Source organism: Acinetobacter sp. YH12076, assembly GCF_013419525.1.
GTDB lineage: Bacteria > Pseudomonadota > Gammaproteobacteria > Pseudomonadales > Moraxellaceae > Acinetobacter > Acinetobacter amyesii.
On record NZ_VOZY01000002.1, the window covers coordinates 148,422 to 167,104 of the forward strand.

At 41.1% G+C, this 18,683-nt stretch carries 16 protein-coding genes; 10 read left to right on the forward strand and 6 right to left on the reverse strand.

Going from position 1 to position 18,683, the window contains the following annotated elements:
* Positions 1–7 precede the first annotated feature (7 nt).
* On the forward strand, positions 8–340 hold the full coding sequence (locus FTU22_RS02200; protein WP_078193192.1) for a DUF485 domain-containing protein: 333 nt from the start codon (positions 8–10) through the stop codon (positions 338–340).
* A gap of 1 nt (position 341) precedes the next feature.
* Positions 342–2,057, forward strand: a complete 1,716-nt coding sequence (locus FTU22_RS02205; protein ID WP_111884487.1) for a cation acetate symporter — start codon at positions 342–344, stop codon at positions 2,055–2,057.
* A gap of 89 nt (positions 2,058–2,146) precedes the next feature.
* On the opposite strand, the gene FTU22_RS02210 is transcribed toward FTU22_RS02205, so the two are convergent.
* Positions 2,147–2,521 (reverse strand): hypothetical protein, encoded by a 375-nt coding sequence (locus FTU22_RS02210; protein ID WP_180092764.1) that lies wholly within the window; start codon positions 2,519–2,521, stop codon positions 2,147–2,149.
* A 267-nt stretch (positions 2,522–2,788) separates the two neighbouring features.
* Between FTU22_RS02210 and FTU22_RS02215 the strand changes: the two genes are divergently transcribed.
* Entirely contained in the window at positions 2,789–3,484 is a 696-nt protein-coding gene (locus tag FTU22_RS02215; protein ID WP_180008803.1) for an ion channel, read from the forward strand.
* Positions 3,485–3,542: 58 nt separating this feature from the next.
* Here FTU22_RS02215 and omp33-36 read toward each other — a convergent pair whose 3' ends face one another.
* Positions 3,543–4,418 (reverse strand): porin Omp33-36, encoded by an 876-nt coding sequence (gene omp33-36, locus FTU22_RS02220; protein ID WP_078193188.1) that lies wholly within the window; start codon positions 4,416–4,418, stop codon positions 3,543–3,545.
* Positions 4,419–5,514: 1,096 nt separating this feature from the next.
* Here omp33-36 and FTU22_RS02225 point away from each other — a divergent pair.
* Positions 5,515–7,221, forward strand: a complete 1,707-nt coding sequence (locus FTU22_RS02225; protein WP_180092767.1) for a diguanylate cyclase — start codon at positions 5,515–5,517, stop codon at positions 7,219–7,221.
* A gap of 41 nt (positions 7,222–7,262) precedes the next feature.
* Here FTU22_RS02225 and FTU22_RS02230 read toward each other — a convergent pair whose 3' ends face one another.
* Positions 7,263–8,072: a toxin-antitoxin system YwqK family antitoxin gene (locus FTU22_RS02230; RefSeq protein ID WP_180092770.1), complete on the reverse strand. Its 810-nt coding sequence runs from the start codon at positions 8,070–8,072 to the stop codon at positions 7,263–7,265.
* 202 nt (positions 8,073–8,274) lie between these two features.
* On the opposite strand from FTU22_RS02230, the gene blaOXA reads away from it, so the two are divergent.
* Positions 8,275–9,126: a class D beta-lactamase gene (gene blaOXA, locus FTU22_RS02235; RefSeq protein ID WP_373886232.1), complete on the forward strand. Its 852-nt coding sequence runs from the start codon at positions 8,275–8,277 to the stop codon at positions 9,124–9,126.
* Positions 9,127–9,313: 187 nt separating this feature from the next.
* On the opposite strand, the gene FTU22_RS02240 is transcribed toward blaOXA, so the two are convergent.
* The gene (locus FTU22_RS02240) at positions 9,314–10,147 is read right to left on the reverse strand and encodes an AbiJ-NTD4 domain-containing protein (protein WP_180092773.1); all 834 of its coding nucleotides are present in this window, start codon (positions 10,145–10,147) and stop codon (positions 9,314–9,316) included.
* A 147-nt stretch (positions 10,148–10,294) separates the two neighbouring features.
* Complete coding sequence (uvrA, locus tag FTU22_RS02245) at positions 10,295–13,126, reverse strand: excinuclease ABC subunit UvrA (protein ID WP_180092776.1); 2,832 nt, start codon at positions 13,124–13,126, stop codon at positions 10,295–10,297.
* 179 nt (positions 13,127–13,305) lie between these two features.
* Between uvrA and FTU22_RS02250 the strand changes: the two genes are divergently transcribed.
* From FTU22_RS02250 to FTU22_RS02260, 3 genes are all read left to right on the forward strand, one after another.
* On the forward strand, positions 13,306–13,689 hold the full coding sequence (locus FTU22_RS02250; RefSeq protein ID WP_180092779.1) for a hypothetical protein: 384 nt from the start codon (positions 13,306–13,308) through the stop codon (positions 13,687–13,689).
* Between the two features lie 134 nt (positions 13,690–13,823).
* Positions 13,824–14,162, forward strand: coding sequence for a GlpM family protein (locus FTU22_RS02255; RefSeq protein WP_111884495.1), 339 nt, complete (start codon positions 13,824–13,826; stop codon positions 14,160–14,162).
* A 189-nt stretch (positions 14,163–14,351) separates the two neighbouring features.
* Positions 14,352–15,074 (forward strand): hypothetical protein, encoded by a 723-nt coding sequence (locus FTU22_RS02260; RefSeq protein ID WP_180092782.1) that lies wholly within the window; start codon positions 14,352–14,354, stop codon positions 15,072–15,074.
* Between the two features lie 109 nt (positions 15,075–15,183).
* On the opposite strand, the gene tenA is transcribed toward FTU22_RS02260, so the two are convergent.
* Positions 15,184–15,849: a thiaminase II gene (tenA, locus tag FTU22_RS02265; RefSeq protein ID WP_111884497.1), complete on the reverse strand. Its 666-nt coding sequence runs from the start codon at positions 15,847–15,849 to the stop codon at positions 15,184–15,186.
* Positions 15,850–16,056: 207 nt separating this feature from the next.
* Here tenA and FTU22_RS02270 point away from each other — a divergent pair, with 207 nt between their 5' ends.
* Both FTU22_RS02270 and FTU22_RS02275 read left to right on the forward strand, forming a co-directional pair.
* Entirely contained in the window at positions 16,057–17,142 is a 1,086-nt protein-coding gene (locus FTU22_RS02270) for a DUF475 domain-containing protein (RefSeq protein ID WP_078193178.1), read from the forward strand.
* Positions 17,143–17,297: 155 nt separating this feature from the next.
* The gene (locus FTU22_RS02275; protein ID WP_180035455.1) at positions 17,298–18,662 is read left to right on the forward strand and encodes an MFS transporter; all 1,365 of its coding nucleotides are present in this window, start codon (positions 17,298–17,300) and stop codon (positions 18,660–18,662) included.
* Positions 18,663–18,683: the final 21 nt, after the last annotated feature.

Genomic DNA, 18,683 nt, shown 5'->3' on the forward strand with positions numbered 1-18,683 from the left:
GAACATTATGGATGAGAGACAGGTAGAACAAATTCTACAGAATCCAAAATTTAAGGAAATGGTCAGCCGTAAAAGTAAGTTGAGCTGGACTTTGACGATCATTATGTTGGTGGTATATGTCGGCTTTATGCTCCTTGTGGGCTATAACAAAGAGTTCTTGATGCAATCCGTGAGTGGTGGTGTGACCACGATTGGTATGCCATTAGGTCTAAGCATTATCGTATTGTCATTCTTACTGTGTGGTGTTTATTCGTATATTGCAAACAACAAGTTGGATGCATTAAACGCAGAAGCAATGCGTGAAGTAGAAGCAATTACTCAAGAAAAAGGACCGCACTAAGATGAAATGGAATTCATTGAAAGCAATAGTATTAGCGGCTCCTGCTCTGCTCATGTCAAGCATGGCAATGGCTGGACCAGATTTAGGTGAAGCACAGCAACAAGCGACCAACTGGCATGCGATTATCATGTTCGCAATTTTTGTTGGCTTGACTTTGTTTATTACCAAATGGGCAGCGAAGCAAACCACCAACACAGCTGACTTCTATACAGCGGGTGGTGGTATTTCGGGTTTCCAAAATGGTTTAGCGATTGCCGGTGACTATATGTCAGCAGCATCGTTCCTCGGTATTTCCGCAATGGTATTCAGTTCAGGCTTTGACGGCTTGCTGTATTCATTGGGCTTTATGGTGGGTTGGCCAATCGTATTGTTCTTGGTGGCTGAGCGTCTGCGTAACTTAGGTAAGTTCAACTTATCTGACGTGGTGTCATTCCGTCTAGCTGAGAAACCTGTCCGTACCCTTGCAGCAGTAAGCTCGCTTGTGGTTGTAGCGTTCTACCTGATTGCACAGATGGTGGGTGCAGGTCAGTTGATTAAACTGCTATTCGGTTTGAACTACAACATTGCGGTTGTGATCGTTGGTCTACTGATGATGGCTTATGTAATCTTCGGTGGTATGTTGGCAACAACTTGGGTACAGATCATTAAAGCAGTGATGCTACTTTCTGGCGCAAGCTTCATGGCATTCATGGTCATGAAAGGCGTGGGCTTCAGCTTCTCTGAAATGTTCACTCAATCGATTCAAGTTTTCTCTAAAGTACATGACGTATCTTTAGCTGAAGCTGCAAACATTATGGGTCCAGGTAAACTTGCAGCCAACCCAATTGATGCGATCTCTCTAGGCCTTGCATTGATGTTCGGTACAGCAGGTCTTCCACATATTTTGATGCGTTTCTTTACTGTAAAAGATGCTAAAGAAGCGCGTAAATCTGTGGTTGTAGCAACAGGTTTCATTGGTTACTTCTACCTACTGACTTTCATCATTGGTTTTGGTGCGATCCTTTATGTTTCAAACAACCCACAATTCCTTGATGTAGCGAAAATGGCGGTAACTGGCAAGTTAGAACTTGTTGGTGGTAACAACATGGCTGCGGTTCACTTGTCTGATGCATTGGGCGGTGACTTGTTCATGGGCTTTATTTCAGCGGTAGCATTCGCAACAATTCTTGCAGTAGTTGCAGGCCTAACATTGTCTGGTGCTTCAGCAATTTCACATGACTTGTATGCAAACGTATTCAAGAAAGGTCAAACTACACCTGAATCTGAACTTCGTATGTCTAAAATCGCGACTTTAGGTCTTGCGATCTTCGCAATGATTTTAGGTATCTTGTTCGAGAAACAAAACGTTGCATTCATGGTCGGTCTTGCATTCTCTGTAGCTGCATGTGCAAACTTCCCAGTGCTTGTATTGTCGATGTTCTGGAAAGGTTTAACGACGCGTGGTGCAGTGATTGGTGGTGTGGTTGGTCTAGCAACTGCTGTGATTCTAATTGTATTGTCTAAAGCAGTTTGGGTAGATACATTCGCAATCTCTGAAACACCAATTAACCCATTCAATGGTCCTGCTATCTTTGCAATGCCATTGGCATTCATCTGCTGCTGGTTGTTCTCTGTAACTGATAATTCAGCACAAGCACAAGCTGAGCGTAAAGCATTCGATGCACAGTATGTACGTTCACAAACTGGCATTGGTATCTCTGGTGCTTCAGATCACTAATCTGAATCGCCTAAAAAGCCCCCTAATAAGGGGCTTTTTTATATTTGAGTGAATGATATGAAACAGAGGTTTGTAGACAAATCTCTGTCCTATTTGCGTGTATAATTTTCTCCATTGATCGACATTTTCCAATGGCCTTGATCATCTTGATCAGGCGAGCGCTGAATGGTGAATTGTTGAGAGAAATTATCCTGACCGATGCTAAAGCTCTGATCACCAAAACTGCTCAAATGGGCTTTTATTCGCGACTGTTCAGCACCACTGAAGGTTTGGTTGGCAATACTTTTTTCGGTATGTTCTTGATGGTGATACGTCACTTCGCCCGACGCTTTGATCACTAATTCACTGTGGTTGTTTTGCCAAGTCCCCACATAATTTTCATGGCCTTTGAGGAGTGGACTGTCTTGTGTACAGGCAGAGAGCATGAGTAGACAGAGGGGAGCAAATACGAGATGTTTTTTCATAATGAAATCTACCACGCAGGAGATTTCTTTAAATGTGCGCCTGAATGCTGAAACTTACAGTAGGTTTTTTGAACTTCTTTGGTAATAAGGAACCCATCTAGAACAGTGCTCATATAGATGCTTTTTCAGATTAAGATCAACAAATTTTTGCAATAAAAAAAACTCACTTCGTGCTAATTTAAAATCAATCAGTTGATGATGCTTCAGATCGATCATTTCAGCGCATGAAAAAAATATAGAGATTGAAAATTATAGAGATTGAAAATAATGCAAGGTTTTGTAGATTTTTGGAAAAGCTTTAGACTTTTACCCTCAGCATGGCTGTTACTGGTGCAGTTTCTGATCTTGGTTTTAACCGCGATTACCCGAGAAAGTCTGTCTTTTCGTGCGCTAATTTGGGTACTTGGGGTGTCGGTACTATTGATCATTGCCAAAGTGATTCGCCAAACTCCAATGTTTACGATTCTAGGACTGAGTTTTGTTGGCTGCGCCGTATTGTTTTCTACTTTGATTATGCTCGGTGTAAATCATCCCAATATTCAAATTATTGCGCATGGTTTTGAAGCATGCGCATATTTTAGTGCAGCCTATGGCTTATTACGCTATATGTTTGCCGATCGTTATTTAACCAAAGACGAACTTTTTGCAGCCGGGGCAGTATTTACCCTCATCGCATGGGGTTTTGCTTTTCTCTATAGTATTTGTCAGCTGATTTATCCGGATAGTTTTGTGAATCCTGCAGAGCCGGGCATGCAGTCGTGGTTAGATTTATTATTTTTAAGTTTTAGTTTGCAGTCTGCCACGGGCTTGTCGGATCTCATGCCTGTGAGCGCGCCTGCACGGGTGTTGGCTATGCTTCAAATGTTTTGTGGGGTGATGTATTTGGCTCTCATCGTTTCACGCTTAATTGCTTTGCAATATATTGCCCATTTACCGGAACGCCATGAGCCCAAAGACAAATAATGGCAGAATAAAAAAGGACGCAAATGCGTCCTTTTTGGTATTCAGTATCTAATATGAATTAGAAACGGAATTTAGCGTTTACGCCAACAGTTTGAGTGTCAAGCGCAACTTCTTCAGCATTAGCATTTACATAGCTAGCACCAACTGCAACAGCAGGAGTGATGAAGTAGTTTACGTTCGCGCCCCAAGCTGAGTCTGGAGTACCAGCAAAGCTAGATTCAGCGTAAGAAGCACCAACGCTTAATTTAGGAGTTACGAAAAGATCAGTTTTGAATTGGTAAGCAGTGTCATCACCGTAGATGATGCCTGATTCGAAACCAATTGCCATGTTAGTGTCGTCGATTGCGCCAACATATTTAGCACGTGCAGTGATTGCGTCTTGGTCTTGGCCAATAGTTGTAGCTTCAGCAACAGCTTTAGCAACACCGTTACCCATAACGTTGAACGCGTCAACAGCAGCTTGGTCAGCAACGCTAGTGTAACCAACAGCAACTAAGAAGTTTTGAGTTGGAAGCGCACCAACTTCTAATGCATAACGGTCGCCGTTGTCATCAGTGTTGTTTGCATTTTTGCTGTCAAGGATAGTGTGGCTGTAAGAAGCACTAGCGTATACAGGAACAACTTTAGTTGGAACATAAGCTTCAGCTTTAGCACCGAAGTTATGAGCAATTACGTCAGTACCTTTTGAACCAACTTCGCCGTAGTTGTAAGCAACAGATACGTTAGAAGCTTGGTTTAAGAATGCAGCTTCTGCTAAAGGACCTTTTGTAGAGTCAACATTTTTGAAGTAGTAAGTACCTTGAACACCACCAATGAAATCTTTGTCATTTGCAGTTGTGTCGATGTATTCTGCTTGGCCTTGAACTTCAAATTGGTAAGCTTGAGCACCGGTCATGGCTAATAATAAAGCAGTGGCTAAACCGAGTTTTTTCATGATTTTCTACCAGTTGTTACAAATGGATTAAACATTGAGCATTGTATTGTAACAATATATTAAGTCAATGATCCTAAAGGTTATTATTCAGTCTCTGACTCAGATCTTTATTTCATAATAAGAAATTCAGTTTTTACTCTAACTAATAAGTCACTGAAAAAAAATCATTGAGAACAATTAAGTAAGTTTTATTAAATTCTTAATTAAAAAAATACACTTGAAAAAATACACAACTTTTCAATCTAAAATAACAATTATTATTGTTATTTTAATTCAAAATAACATTTATTGTAGTGGGTAAATTCTAACGCTTTTCACGCATTTGAGGTAATAAATCGGGACTTTGACTGCTGAATTGTTGGGCTAAAACCACTTATTTGTATATTAAATAGACATTTTTGTTTTAAGTTTGAGGGATATGTCACTTAAATATGTGTCTTTGTGATATTTTTAATATCCTAGTGAAATACTTGGCTTTACATCAGGTTTTATTTGATTCATAATTTGCCAATCGAGTCGTCACACGGTTTAAAAGTGTGACTTTGACCCTGATTCTCCATTATTGTTTTTTATTCGCCCAGCTTTCCCCAAGGTTGGGCTTTTTTTTATTCAAAAATGCAACTTTATATTAAAGATAAAATATAGAGCAAATATCTTGTAGAAATAAATGCACTTTTATGGTGCGTTAATAATTCTATTTATCTTTCAATTAAAGTGATATAGACAAAAAAAATCCTGATTTTCAAGGAAAATCAGGATTTTTTAGCCAAAATTTTCGGGAAACTAAAATATTCTGCTGAGGAAGAAATCTAGTGTGCCCTAATACGGTGCATTCTGCACCAATTTATTGCAATTGTAAATATTTATTTAAACAAGTTAATAAAAAATATTTCGCTTTGAAATATGCTGCTGTTTTTTAGCAAATTATCTCGTTCTAAAGTGATAAAAATGTGACAGATTAAGCACATTTATATAGAATTTAGAGCTATAAATGTTCACTTTACAAATTAATAAATTATTGGTCATTAATTTAAATATTCCCGCGTTTAGTTGAGAAGTGGGTTGGGGTATGCAACAAGTGTGGGGCATAAAATAGATGGAAACATTACGAACAGAGCATATTAGTAAGCGCTTGCAACTTGCGATGCTAGTAATCGTCTTGTCTATCGTATTTATCAGTGTTCCATTGATTGTGAGCAGCAATCAACATTACCTCAAAAGTGCCGGAGCGCTGAAAGAAATTCAGATGCTGAAAATGGTGGCAGATTTAACCAACCAAATTTCCCGTGAACGTGCGCCAGCTAACAGTGCAATGTCGAGTCAAGGTGAACAGCGCGAGCAAAAAATTATTGAGTTGGCTGAATATCGTCAAGGCGTTGATCGGCAATATCAAGATACACTGAAAGTTTTAAAAGAAACGGGCTTTGCACCGATCGCCCAGCAGTTAGAGTCCAATTTATATCCATATTTGTTGCAGGGTCGCAAAACGGTCGATCAATATATTGCGCTGCCGACACAACAGCGTGAAGCTAAAAAATTGGATTATGCCATTTTGGCGATGTTCCAAGCTTGGGATCAAAGCTATATTGCCATGCAGAAATTGGTCAATCATTCACATGGTAAAGATACCCGTGTATCGAATTATTACACGCTGATTTTATTACTGGCAGAATTACGTGATCAGGCGGGAAGAGTCGCATCAAATATTATGGCTGCGGTATCATTTCAACAGGAAATTCCAGAGCAAAATTTAGCGCGGAGTTTACAAACCCAGCGTCAAACACGCTATCTATGGGAATTGATCAATGTCGTGCAGTCTGAACATGACAAAACTCCCGAGTTTAAACAGTTACATCATGCGGTACGAACGGAATTTTTAGATAAAGGTTTGCCAATTATTGATGGTTTGACTCAAAAAAGTCTTCAACATCAGCGTTATCACATGGATGGCACCCAGCTCACTGATGCAATGGTCAACAAATTTGTCACAGTGGTGGAATTGCAAAGTTATATTTTAGATTACAGTCTCAAAGTAGCTGCGGATGAACAACGTGAAGCGCGAAATAAATTGATCTTTACGCTTTTTGTCTCACTCGTGTCATTACTGACTGCATTATTAACGATGTTCTATGCCAAGAAATGGGTGTTTGAACCTTTAATTCGTGCTCGTAATCAGTTATTTAAACTGGCTCGGCACCGACAAATGGATCAAGGCGTGATTGAACCTGCCAAAGTAAGTTATCTCAGTTTATTTGACGCCATTCAGCATATTGAAAACATGCTGGAACAGCGTGATGCCTTTGAATTTCAGCTTAAACATATTGCCAATACTGACTCACTCACCAATGTCGCCAATCGTTTTGCCTTAGATGAATATATTAAATTTCGCGACAGCCAAAATTCAGGCTTTTTACATACAGCACTGATCGTGATTGATATTGATCACTTTAAACAGGTGAATGATCGCTATGGGCATATTGTCGGCGATTTGGTGATTCAACATGTTGCCAATCAATTACGACAACATATTCGTTCATCCGACTTGGTGGTGCGATATGGAGGAGATGAATTTTTAGTCCTGATCGAGGGGATTAATATGCTCAAAGCCCAACACATTGCCGAAACTATACGGCACGATATTCAGAATGTGAATTTTAATTTGGCAAAGGACGAAGCCGATCTCATTGTGACGGTGAGTATTGGTGTGGCAGTGGGGGCCGAAAACTGGATCGATTTATTAGAGCGAGCAGACCAAGCATTGTTTAAAGCCAAAGCTGCGGGGCGTGATCGTGTTTCAGTCTAAACGCAGCTTGGCAGATTCATAAAGTTAGCCAGACAAATGAATTAATCTTCATCTTTATATAATTTATTGCAGGCTTGTTGGTTCATTTGACTACCATCTTCATTCCAACACTGGGCTTGGGTAATTTTGCCTAAATCGTACTGAAGCACCGCTTCAGGTTGCCCATTGTCATACCAAATTTTATAACTGTTATGACGAACGCCATTACGATAATAACCTTGGCGTTCTAGTTTGCCGTTTTCAAACCACATTTTCAGCTCACCAATCAGTTTATTATTTTGAAAATTGGCATAAGTCCATGGTTTACCATCGCTATACCAGCGTTGGCGCAGGCCATTTTCGAGACCATTTTTATAATTTTGAGAAAAAGCCAGTTGCCCATTTGGATGCCAAATTTTGTAATCCCCCTGAGATTCACCATTGATGATGCTACTTTCTTGCTCTTTTATCCCATTGGCAAACCAAAACTCAAGTTTGCCCTCGTACTCCCCATTTTTATAAGCAATGCGGCTACGGGGTTTGCCGTTGGGGAAGAAACTTTCAAATACGCCTGAGCCTTGAATACCATCAGGAAAGTGAATGAGATGTTCACATTCACCATTTTTAATTTTGCTGTTGCTCAGAAAGATGGTGGTCAGGGCATTGCCATTGGCATAGACATATTGATTTTCATAGATCCCTTTGTGTGAAGTCGGGGTACTGAGGGCTTTACACTGCGGCTTATCTTTCCATGGGCTAAGATCGGGGTCTTCTTGTGAGACAAACAGCACCATGTATTCGTTTAGATAGCCATCGGCAAAGCTATATATTGGACATAATAAGAGACTGAAAATTAAGATAAATTTATTCATTGTTAGTATGCTTTTATATTTTAAAAAGTTAAAAATTATTCGTTGTTGAGTCCACGATAGGCGTCATCATAAGGATGTTTTGTTTAAAAATAAATAGTCGATATGCTGAGTTTTCGACAGATTGAAGACTGTTGAAAAGTACACAATTCAGGTTTGAACTTCATCTTATACTATGGACTTTAAACACCATAAAAATAGTGCAATGAAAAAAATATATCTATCGTTGATGACTGTCCTAAGTTTGACAGCATGTACAGCAAATGAAGGCATGTTGGATTCATCTCAACACTTAAAACAAACCACTCAAGCCAATTTAGAAAATTCACGGGTGAGTGAGATTCTGTCTTTATTTAATCAAGCACAGACACAGGCGGTATTTGTCACATTTGATGGTCAGCGTTTGAGCCATTATGGCAATGACTTACAGCGCGCCCACACCGAATACATTCCCGCATCTACTTTTAAAATGTTAAATGCATTAATTGGTTTGCAGCATCAGAAGGCGACAGCCACTGAAGTTTTTAAATGGAAAGGTGAAAAACGTGCTTTCCCGTCATGGGAAAAAGACCTGACTTTGGGTGAAGCGATGCAAGCATCTGCAGTTCCTGTATATCAGGAACTGGCAAGGCGAATAGGTTTGGCGTTAATGCAACAAGAAGTCAAACGGGTCGGTTTTGGCAATGCCAATATTGGCAAACAAGTGGATAATTTTTGGTTGGTTGGGCCGTTAAAGATTACGCCTGAACAAGAAGTCAAATTTGCGTATCAGCTTGCGACAGAGAAATTACCGTTTGATGTTACGGTACAAAAGCAAGTCAAAGACATGCTTTTTATTGAAAGCCGTGGCGATGCAAAGTTATATGCCAAGAGCGGTTGGGGCATGGATGTTGAACCCCAAGTCGGTTGGTATACCGGTTGGGTGGATGATGGTCATGGCAAGATCACGGCGTTTAGTTTGAATTTGCAGATGGCAGCAGGGGATGATGTGGCAGAGCGTAAGCAGTTAACTTTGGATGTGTTGGATAAGTTGGGTGTGTTTTATTATTTACGTTAATTTTTTGAGTTTTGAGTTTTGAGTTGGCACGTCCTCGCTTTGCATTAGGTTTTAGCTTCCATTGCGTAGGATTTATCTTACTTTTGAAAGCACAAAAGTAAGCAAAATGCTTTTGTTTGACTGAGGGCACATCCGTGCTGCCCCAGTCAAACAGGCGACATCCATGTCGCCGTCATGTGATTGAATTTCAGTTTTGATCTTTGGTTTTATCAATTAAATAGTTAATAAAGTTTGTGCATGCAACGAGCATAAATTTAGCTTCACTGTAGGTAACGGTGGATTCATTTGGTGAACCGTGTCTTATACCATCTTCATCACATGTATATGCATACAATTTGTCTAGACTAGCTAATAAATTTTGGTGCAATTTATACTTATTTTTAAGTTGTGGAATCGCTTTTCCTAAAGTAATAGATTCATGATTCAATAATTTCATCGCTAAACCTTCAACCCCGCTTATTGATTCTTGCATGGATTTGGCATAGTTAGGACTTTGGCGATCTGACATTAATTCTAAAGCACGTTTTAAATGTTGTTGGACACCTGAATATAGACTTGTATTTTCTAGAGCTTCTTCTATGGATTGTATTTCTTGTTCGGAGGTAATTTCTGTAACCTGATTATCTATAATTCGATAAGCTGAATTTTCTTCTTCTAAAATGATATTTAACTCAAGAAGAAAGGATGATTTAAGTTTATAGATGTTTGGGTAAATTTTTATAATTTCTTCAACTAGATCATATATTTCATACCATTTTGAGTTGTTGAAAATTATTCTGATCTGTTTGGTTGCATCAAATGATGAAGAGGGAAGTGTGTCTATCGGTTTTTTTAAAAAGTTTTGCCAAAGTAATTTAGTTTGAGGTTCGTAATAGATTTTATATGTATACGAAGACTGATACATATCAAAAAAATGATTATATAAACATGACCATAATCTATTTTTTAAGTCATCATCTATACTTTCTTTTTGAATAATTTCACGTACAGGCTTATATCCATATCTTTCTGAAAACCGCATTATTTCCCCCAAAAATTTTAATCTTATATTTTATTTTTAATCTCCCCTAACCCCTCTTTTTCAAAGAGGGGAACAGCATTTTGCTGGTAATGGAAACTCCCTCCTTTTTAAAGGAGGGTTGGGGAGGATTAAGTAAAATAAATCGCGTTATTTCAACATCGGCTTTAAAAACTTCGCTGTATGCGACACTTTATTCTTCGCAACAAATTCAGGTGTACCTTCCGCAATAATCATACCGCCACCTGCACCACCTTCAGGGCCTAAATCCACAATCCAATCGGCCGTTTTAATCACATCCAAATTATGCTCAATCACCACGATGGTATTGCCCTTATTACGTAGCTCATGCAGGATGTCGAGTAACTTGGCAATATCATGGAAGTGCAGACCTGTCGTCGGTTCATCAAGCACGTACAAGGTTTTGCCTGTATCACGTTTCGCCAACTCACGTGCCAATTTCACACGCTGCGCTTCACCACCTGAAAGTGTGGTTGCAGACTGACCCAAACGGATATAGCCCAAGCCTACTTGGTTCAAGGTTTCCAAACGACGGTGAATCACAGGAATAGCGTCGAAGAAATGCATCGCATCTTCAACCGTCATTTCTAACACATCTGAAATATTACGACCTTTATAACCAACTTCTAACGTTTCACGGTTATAGCGCTTGCCATGGCAGGCATCACACGGTACGTACATATCAGGTAAGAAATGCATTGCGACTTTAATCATGCCGTCACCTTCGCAGGCTTCACAGCGACCACCTTTCACATTAAATGAGAAACGACCCGCCGCATAACCACGTGCTTTAGCTTCAGGGGTTTGCGCAAACAGTTCACGAATTGGGGTAAACAAACCTGTGTAAGTTGCGGGGTTTGAACGTGGTGTACGACCGATCGGGCTTTGGTCAATATCAACGACTTTATCGAGGAACTGTAAGCCATCAATCGAGTCAAATTTTTCCGCAGTCAGTGTGGTTGCCCCGTTCAATTGAGTTGCTGCAAGCGGCAATAATGTCCGGTTAATCAGGGTCGATTTACCTGAACCCGACACACCCGTTACACAGGTCATTACCCCTAAAGGAATGGTCAGGTCGACATTTTTTAGGTTATGACCCGCAGCGCCCATCAATTTGATTTGTTCTTCAGGTTTTGGCGGTTGTGTTCGTGTTTTCGGCACATCAATACTGAGTTTTCCTGATAGATATTGACCGGTTAATGAATCTGGATTTGCCAAAATTTCGTCATACGTCCCTTCGGCAATCACATGACCGCCATGCACACCTGCACCTGGGCCGATATCAATAATATGGTCAGCCGCTCGAATGGCATCTTCATCATGCTCAACGACGAGCACGGTATTACCCAGGTCACGTAGGCGAACTAAGGTTTCAAGCAAGCGATCATTATCACGCTGATGTAGACCAATCGATGGTTCATCGAGGACATACATCACGCCCATGAGGCCCGCACCAATTTGTGAAGCCAGACGGATACGCTGTGCTTCACCACCCGACAGTGTTTCTGCCGAACGCGATAAACTTAAATAGTTCAAACCGACAGAGACTAGGAAGTGCAAACGTTCACGGATTTCTTTGAAAATCTTGTCGGCAATTTCGCCTTTGGCACCGCTTAAGTTGAGATCTTGATAATAGCTTTCAGCATCGCCAATCGACATCTTGGTGATTTGCGCGATGGTTTTATCTTTAACTCGGACATGGCGTGAAATTTCATTGAGACGTGAGCCACCGCAAGCATCACATGCGGCATTTGACAAATACTGTGCTAAATCCTCACGCACATAGTTCGACTCCGTTTCACGGTAGCGACGTTCTAGGTGCGGCAAAATCCCTTCAAAGGCTTGCACACGTTTGTGTGAGCGACCACGTTCATCAATATAGCTGAGGTCAACTTTTTCCTTGCCTGTACCATAAAGGAATTTCTTTTTGGTGTCGGCATCGAGTTTATTCCACGGTGTGTCTAAAGAATAACCAAAATGATCTGCCACTTTTTGGATCATGCTATAGTAATACGGACGTTGACGGTCCCAACCGCGAATCGCCCCTTGGCTAATCGAAACTTCATTATTAGGAATCAATTTGTCAGCACTAAAATGGCTGCGTGTGCCTAAACCATCACAAACAGGGCAGGCACCGAATGGGTTGTTGAAGGAAAATAGCCGTGGTTCAAGTTCACCAACGGCACGTTCACATTCAGGGCAAGAGTGTTTGGCTGAAAATACGCGATCTTCTTGTTCGCCTTTCATCCACGACAAAATGGCAATATCGCCGCCCATGCGTAAAGCCGTTTCAAAGCTTTCTGCAATACGGTTACCGAGGTCATCACGAACTTTAAAACGGTCAACAACGACTTCGATGGTGTGCTTTTTCTTTTTGTCTAATTCGGGTGGTGTGTCGATATCAATAACTTCACCATCGACACGGGCACGGACAAAACCCTGACCTTGTAATTGTTCAAATAAGTTGGTGTATTCACCCTTACGGTCACGGACCACAGGGGCAAGCAACATAAGCGCCGTACCTTCTTCTAGACCTTTGACGGTATCGACCATTTCAGACACAGTCTGAGCTACCATCGGGAGGTCATGTTCAGGACAATACGGCGTGCCGACACGGGCATAGAGTAGACGTAAATAGTCGTAAATTTCGGTGATTGTTCCCACTGTTGAGCGTGGGTTGTGGCTCGTTGATTTTTGTTCGATGGCAATCGCAGGACTCAAGCCTTCAATCGAGTCAACTTCGGGCTTTTCCATTTGCGAAAGGAATTGGCGTGCATAGGCAGATAAGGACTCAACATAGCGACGTTGACCTTCAGCATACAAGGTATCAAAAGCCAAAGAGGACTTCCCTGAACCAGAAAGACCCGTAATGACCACAAACTTGTCGCGTGGAATATCGAGTGACACATTTTTTAAGTTATGGGTACGTGCGCCTCGAATACGGATATGGCTTTGGCTCATGCAAGGGGTCCTAAAATATTCATCGAAAAACCTATATATGATAGCGCATGAAAAATGTTCAAGTGTAATTTAAACCTAGATTTATGCGTGACTTTGTGAGAAAAATGGCCGAATCAAAATATAGCTGTCTGTGCCGATGCCCTAAAACATCCGCAAATCAGCAATCTAGGACTTTTAACATGAAATGGCAACTTCATCTCAATCCAACATTAGGTGTGATGGGTTTATTGATGTGTAGTGTGTTTTTGAGTGTATGTACCCCGAACCACACACCGAAAGCGCAAAAATATGACAGCTTAGAACAAGCAACTTTGGCGCTGAATACCGAAAGTGAAAAAATTGATCTATATATTGCGAAATTAGGTCAAGCCAAAACAGAAGCTGAAAAAAAGCATCTGGCTTGCGAAAAAATTCCTCAACAGTTTGATTTGGTTTTGGCAATTGTTGAAAACAATCAACATTTGATGAGTGCTGAAGATTTAAAAGTTCAAGCGCAGTTTAAGCAAATGGCTGAGCAACAAAAGGCGCGCTTTACATCTAGCCTGTGGTGTAAAGGTGCATAAAGATAAAAGCGCTATGACTTTTTTGAGTTCATCGTTTAAATCTCCTGTGTCATGCGTATAACAATCCATTGGAAAATCTCAGGACTATCGCAGAAAAGGCGTAAAATGCAGTTTTCTCGAAACTATAGAATGCCATGTTGTCCTTATTTCTCAAAAGCTTAATGGGTGCCTTTGTTGTGGTATTAATTGCTTTGCTGTCTAAAAGTAAGGCGTTTTATATTGCAGGTTTGGTTCCATTGTTTCCGACTTTTGCGTTGATTGCCCATGTGATCGTGGCAAATGATCAGGGTGCAGCCGCATTACAAAAAACTGCACTGTTTGGACTCTGGTCTCTCATCCCCTATTTCATTTATTTATTGATGGTATACCTGCTCGCAACACGTGTGAGTTTAACGGCATGTTTGAGTGTAGCAACGTTGAGTTGGGTGCTTGCTGCGGCTGTTTTGATTTATGCATGGCAGAGTTTTCAGTAAGCATCAAAAGCCTATATCGATGCTGATTTAGATCAATTTTTTATGGGTTCTAGATCATTTATAAAACAATAGATTTGTATTAAATTATGATGAATTTCCAATCACTAAATGTGTGATTTAAAATGTAAGTATTTGAATAATTAATTATAATTCTGCCAGAACAGAAAATAATCATGATAAGAGCAAATAATGTTAAAACAATTTTGGGTGATCATCTGCCTCATGTTTTCAAGCCAAATCCTGTGGGCTGAAGACAGTCAAATCCTCGCGTTTGAACAATTTATTGACCCGGCAGCAGAGCAGCGCTATAGCGTGAGCGTGCCTACGGTCGCGCAAAATGAACAGTTATGGTCTGTGGTCTATATGGTGCTGCAAACCAACCAAGTCCCTGACAACACCGTATTGGACTTTAAAGTCGTTCCCCAAGGTTTATTATCGAAAAATAATCCTGCACAAAAAATACAAGAGTATGCTTTTGACGGCGTGCAGTTGGCACAGAAAAAAGACTATGTACTGTCCCAATTTTCCGATTTGATTGAACAACTGGAAGATCAAACGGGCAAGAAAGTGCAGGATGCATCAATCTTTGATATTAGTCGTGCCCATGTATATGCCCGCGTAGAAGATTGGGTGCCTGACTATAATGCACAAGCTACTCAACTGAATATTGAACTGGGTAAACTCAATGAAATGCAGGTGAAAGGGCTGTATTTCATTTTAGGCAAAGGTGAGAAACCTAAGGATTTATTGGCCATTGCTCAACTAGATCCGATGATCAAATCACAATTTCATTCAGAAGAAATGCAGGAACGCAAAGCAGCGCGCAGTGAATTGCGTGAAGCACGTTTTGCGATTTTTTTGGTGATTATCGCGATGGGGATTTTCCTCGGATGGTATCGTTTTAAACGCTAATACACTGAATGATCGTGCAAGGTCATTTGAACCGAATCCAACCGTATTAAAAAAAGGATCTAAAAGTAATTTTAGATCCTTAAATTTTTATACAGCTTAAATCACAGGTTTATTCAATGGGCCATGTCCGCTGTTGATATGCGCTGTCCCAGAACATCCATTCTAATTTTGCGCCGTTTGTGTAAGCGGCATGCATTTTTTCACGTGTATCTGCATCGCAGCGAGCCGCAACTCGATCAATGGTTTGAATCACGTTTTGTACAGCGGTATTAAAGTCTTCACCTGAGTAGGTGTCGATCCATGCTTGGTAAGGGTTATTCGGCACAGATTGGCTGACAATGGCTTTGCCGACTTCAGCATAGATCCAAAAGCAAGGCAGGAGTGAGGCAAGGACCACAGGGTAACTTTCTGACCATGCTGTCGCTGTTAGAAACGAAGTGTAATGATGGCAGGCAAGGGTTAATGGGGTATTTTCAAACTGTTCTTTGCTGATGTTGAAACCTTGCATAAAGTCATTGTGCAGACTGCGTTCCACCACGATGGCAATTTTTGCCGCTTCAGAAAACTGAATCACATCGTCGGCATCAAATGCCTTGGCTGCACACACTGCAAGTGCACGACCATAGGCCAATAAATAATGGGCATCCTGAATGACATAGTGACAAAAGGCGTCGCGGCTTAAACTGCCCTGAGCCAATTCCTGATTAAAAGGTAGATGGAGTATCTGCTGATATAACGCGGTATTACGTTGCCAAACTTCTTCAGAAAAACGCATTGAACATTCCTGTCGTTAAAAATGAAAGACGGGTCTACACCATGATGCGATGTAATTGAGAGCCTCCATCTTAGAGTGTTTATTCAAAATGTAACGAATAATTTTTGGTTTCAATCCTGAAAAGCTGCATAATTGCGCCATAAACTTAGCTTCAAACTGGGTATTCCCTCATTTTGAAATCTTATTGAATGAATAGGTCGATCTATCATGATGAAACATTTTGGTTTCTCAATCGTCTTTACGATCGTGTGTCTTGCCATTTCTGCATATTGGGGTCTGAATCATGGCCCAAATGCAGGTGTGCAAGCCATGCTGACAGCACTGACCATCACTGCCATTTTAGCGGTGATGGAAGTGTCTTTGTCTTTTGACAATGCCGTTGTCAATGCATCTGTACTCCGTGGTTGGGATCATTTTTGGAAAATGATTTTCTTAACCGTCGGGATCGTGATTGCTGTCTTTGGTATGCGTCTGATTTTCCCAATTGTGATCGTGGCTGTTACTGCAGACATGGGCGCTATGGAAGTGGTGCAATTGGCATTGAATAATCCAATTGAATACTCTGCAAAATTGATGGCCCATCATGCAGAAATTGCGGCCTTTGGTGGTGCTTTCTTATTGTTGGTGTTCCTGAACTTCTTCTTAGATGAAGGGAAAGATACCCATTGGTTCCGTTGGCTAGAGCGCCGTTTGGCCAATCTTGCAAACGTTCCTGCGATGTCCGTGTTTATTGCCCTAATTGCGTTATTGATAATGGCAGCAAACGTGGCCGAAGCCTCTCGTCTAGCGGTAGTGATGGCGGGTATCTGGGGGATCGTGGTGTATATCGGTGTCCAAGTACTGAGTCATTTATTGGGTGGTGAACCTGAAGTTGATGAAAACGGTAATGCGGTTGGACATGACGCAAATGGCGTACCGACAGGCGTGATCAAAGCAGGTTTTGGTGGTTTCCTTTACCTTGAAGTACTCGATGCCTCATTCAGTTTTGATGGTGTGATTGGTGCATTTGCGATTACCTCTGATGTCGTAATCATTATGCTCGGTCTTGCTATTGGTGCTATGTTCGTGCGTTCAATGACCATTTACTTAGTGGATAAAGGCACCTTAGATGCTTATATCTTCCTTGAACATGGTGCGCATTATGCGATTGGTGCTTTGGCCTTCATTATGTTGGCGAGTGGCACAGGTCTTCATGTCCCTGAAGTGGTAACGGGTCTAATTGGTGTGGCATTTATTGTTTGGGCTGTGATTGCCTCAATTCAATATAAAAAGCGTCAAGAAAATTTAGGCTAATTTAAATTTGCCTAAAATCTCCCAAAAAGCGCAGCATCAGCTGCGCTTTTTATTTGTCCAATCATCAGGATATTTAAAATCAATAAAAATCCTGCTTCGCTTTAAGCTGAATGTCCTATAATCCCATTCCAAGATTAATGAATTTTTAACCAGCTATGATGAATGCTCTTGAACGACGCTCAACTTTTGCTTTGAGTAGTATTTTCGCCTTACGTATGCTGGGGCTGTTCATGATTATTCCTGTTTTCTCTGTGGCAGGTCAGCAATATGCAGGGGCAACACCAGCACTTATTGGTTTAGCGGTGGGTGTTTATGGTTTAACTCAAGCGATTTTACAGATCCCGTTTAGTCTAATTGCAGACCGTTATAGTCGTAAACCGTTGGTGGTAATTGGGCTGCTGTTGTTTGCTTTAGGCGGTGCAATTGCTGCAATGTCCGATAGTATCTATGGCGTGATTATCGGGCGTGCGATTGCCGGTGGTGGTGCTGTATCTGCCGTAGTGATGGCTTTGTTAGCCGATGTCACACGTGAAGAACAGCGTACTAAAGCCATGGCCATGATGGGGATGAGTATCGGTTTGTCCTTTGTGGTCGCGTTCAGCCTTGGGCCTTGGCTCACAGGTTTAGTCGGCATCTCGGGTTTATTTTGGGTGACCACCATCATGGGACTTGCCGCGATTGCGATGTTGCTATTGGTACCGAAAGTAACGCGTCATCATAAAAATTTTCAACAAGGTTATCTGACGCAGTTAAAGCAAGTACTGAAAATGCCTGATCTAAATCGTTTACATGTTTCAGTCTTTTCATTGCATTTACTGCTCACAGCGATGTTTATCTATGTGCCGTCTCAGTTGATTGACTTCGCCAATATTCCCTTGCATTCGCATGGTCTGGTGTATTTGCCGCTTTTGGTCGTGAGCCTGTTTTTTGCATTTCCAAGTATTATTTTGGCGGAAAAATATCGCAAAATGCGCGGCATTTTCTTGACCGCCATTGGTGGCATTATTTTAGGATTGGGCATCTTAATTTTTGGTTTCGAATCAAAATATATTTTGCTGACAGGCTTAGGTTTATTCTTTATCGCATTTAATGTGATGGAGGCATTATTACCGTCATGGTTATCGAAAGCAGCTCCAATTCAATCCAAAGCGACTGCCATGGGGGTGAACGCCAGCAGTCAGTTTCTGGGGGCATTTTTTGGTGGTATGATTGGTGGGCAACTTCTGTTGCTAAATGATACGGCAATGGGATGGGGCATCCTGACAGCGCTAGCCATTTTATGGTTGATCATTAGTTTTGGGTTGGCTCAGCCGCGTTATTTATCGTCTATGGTGTTTAGTTTGCCTGAAGATAAAGAAACGGATGAATGGACTTCTCAGCTTTTAGCAATTCGTGGTATTGAAGAAGTTGTGGTGATGTCTGACCAGCAAGTGGCTTATGTAAAAGTGGATAAGCAGCAGATGGATGAATCTGCGCGACAACATTTAACGCACTTGTTAGGGAAAGAGGTAGCCATTTAACCATAACTCTTATAAAGTAAA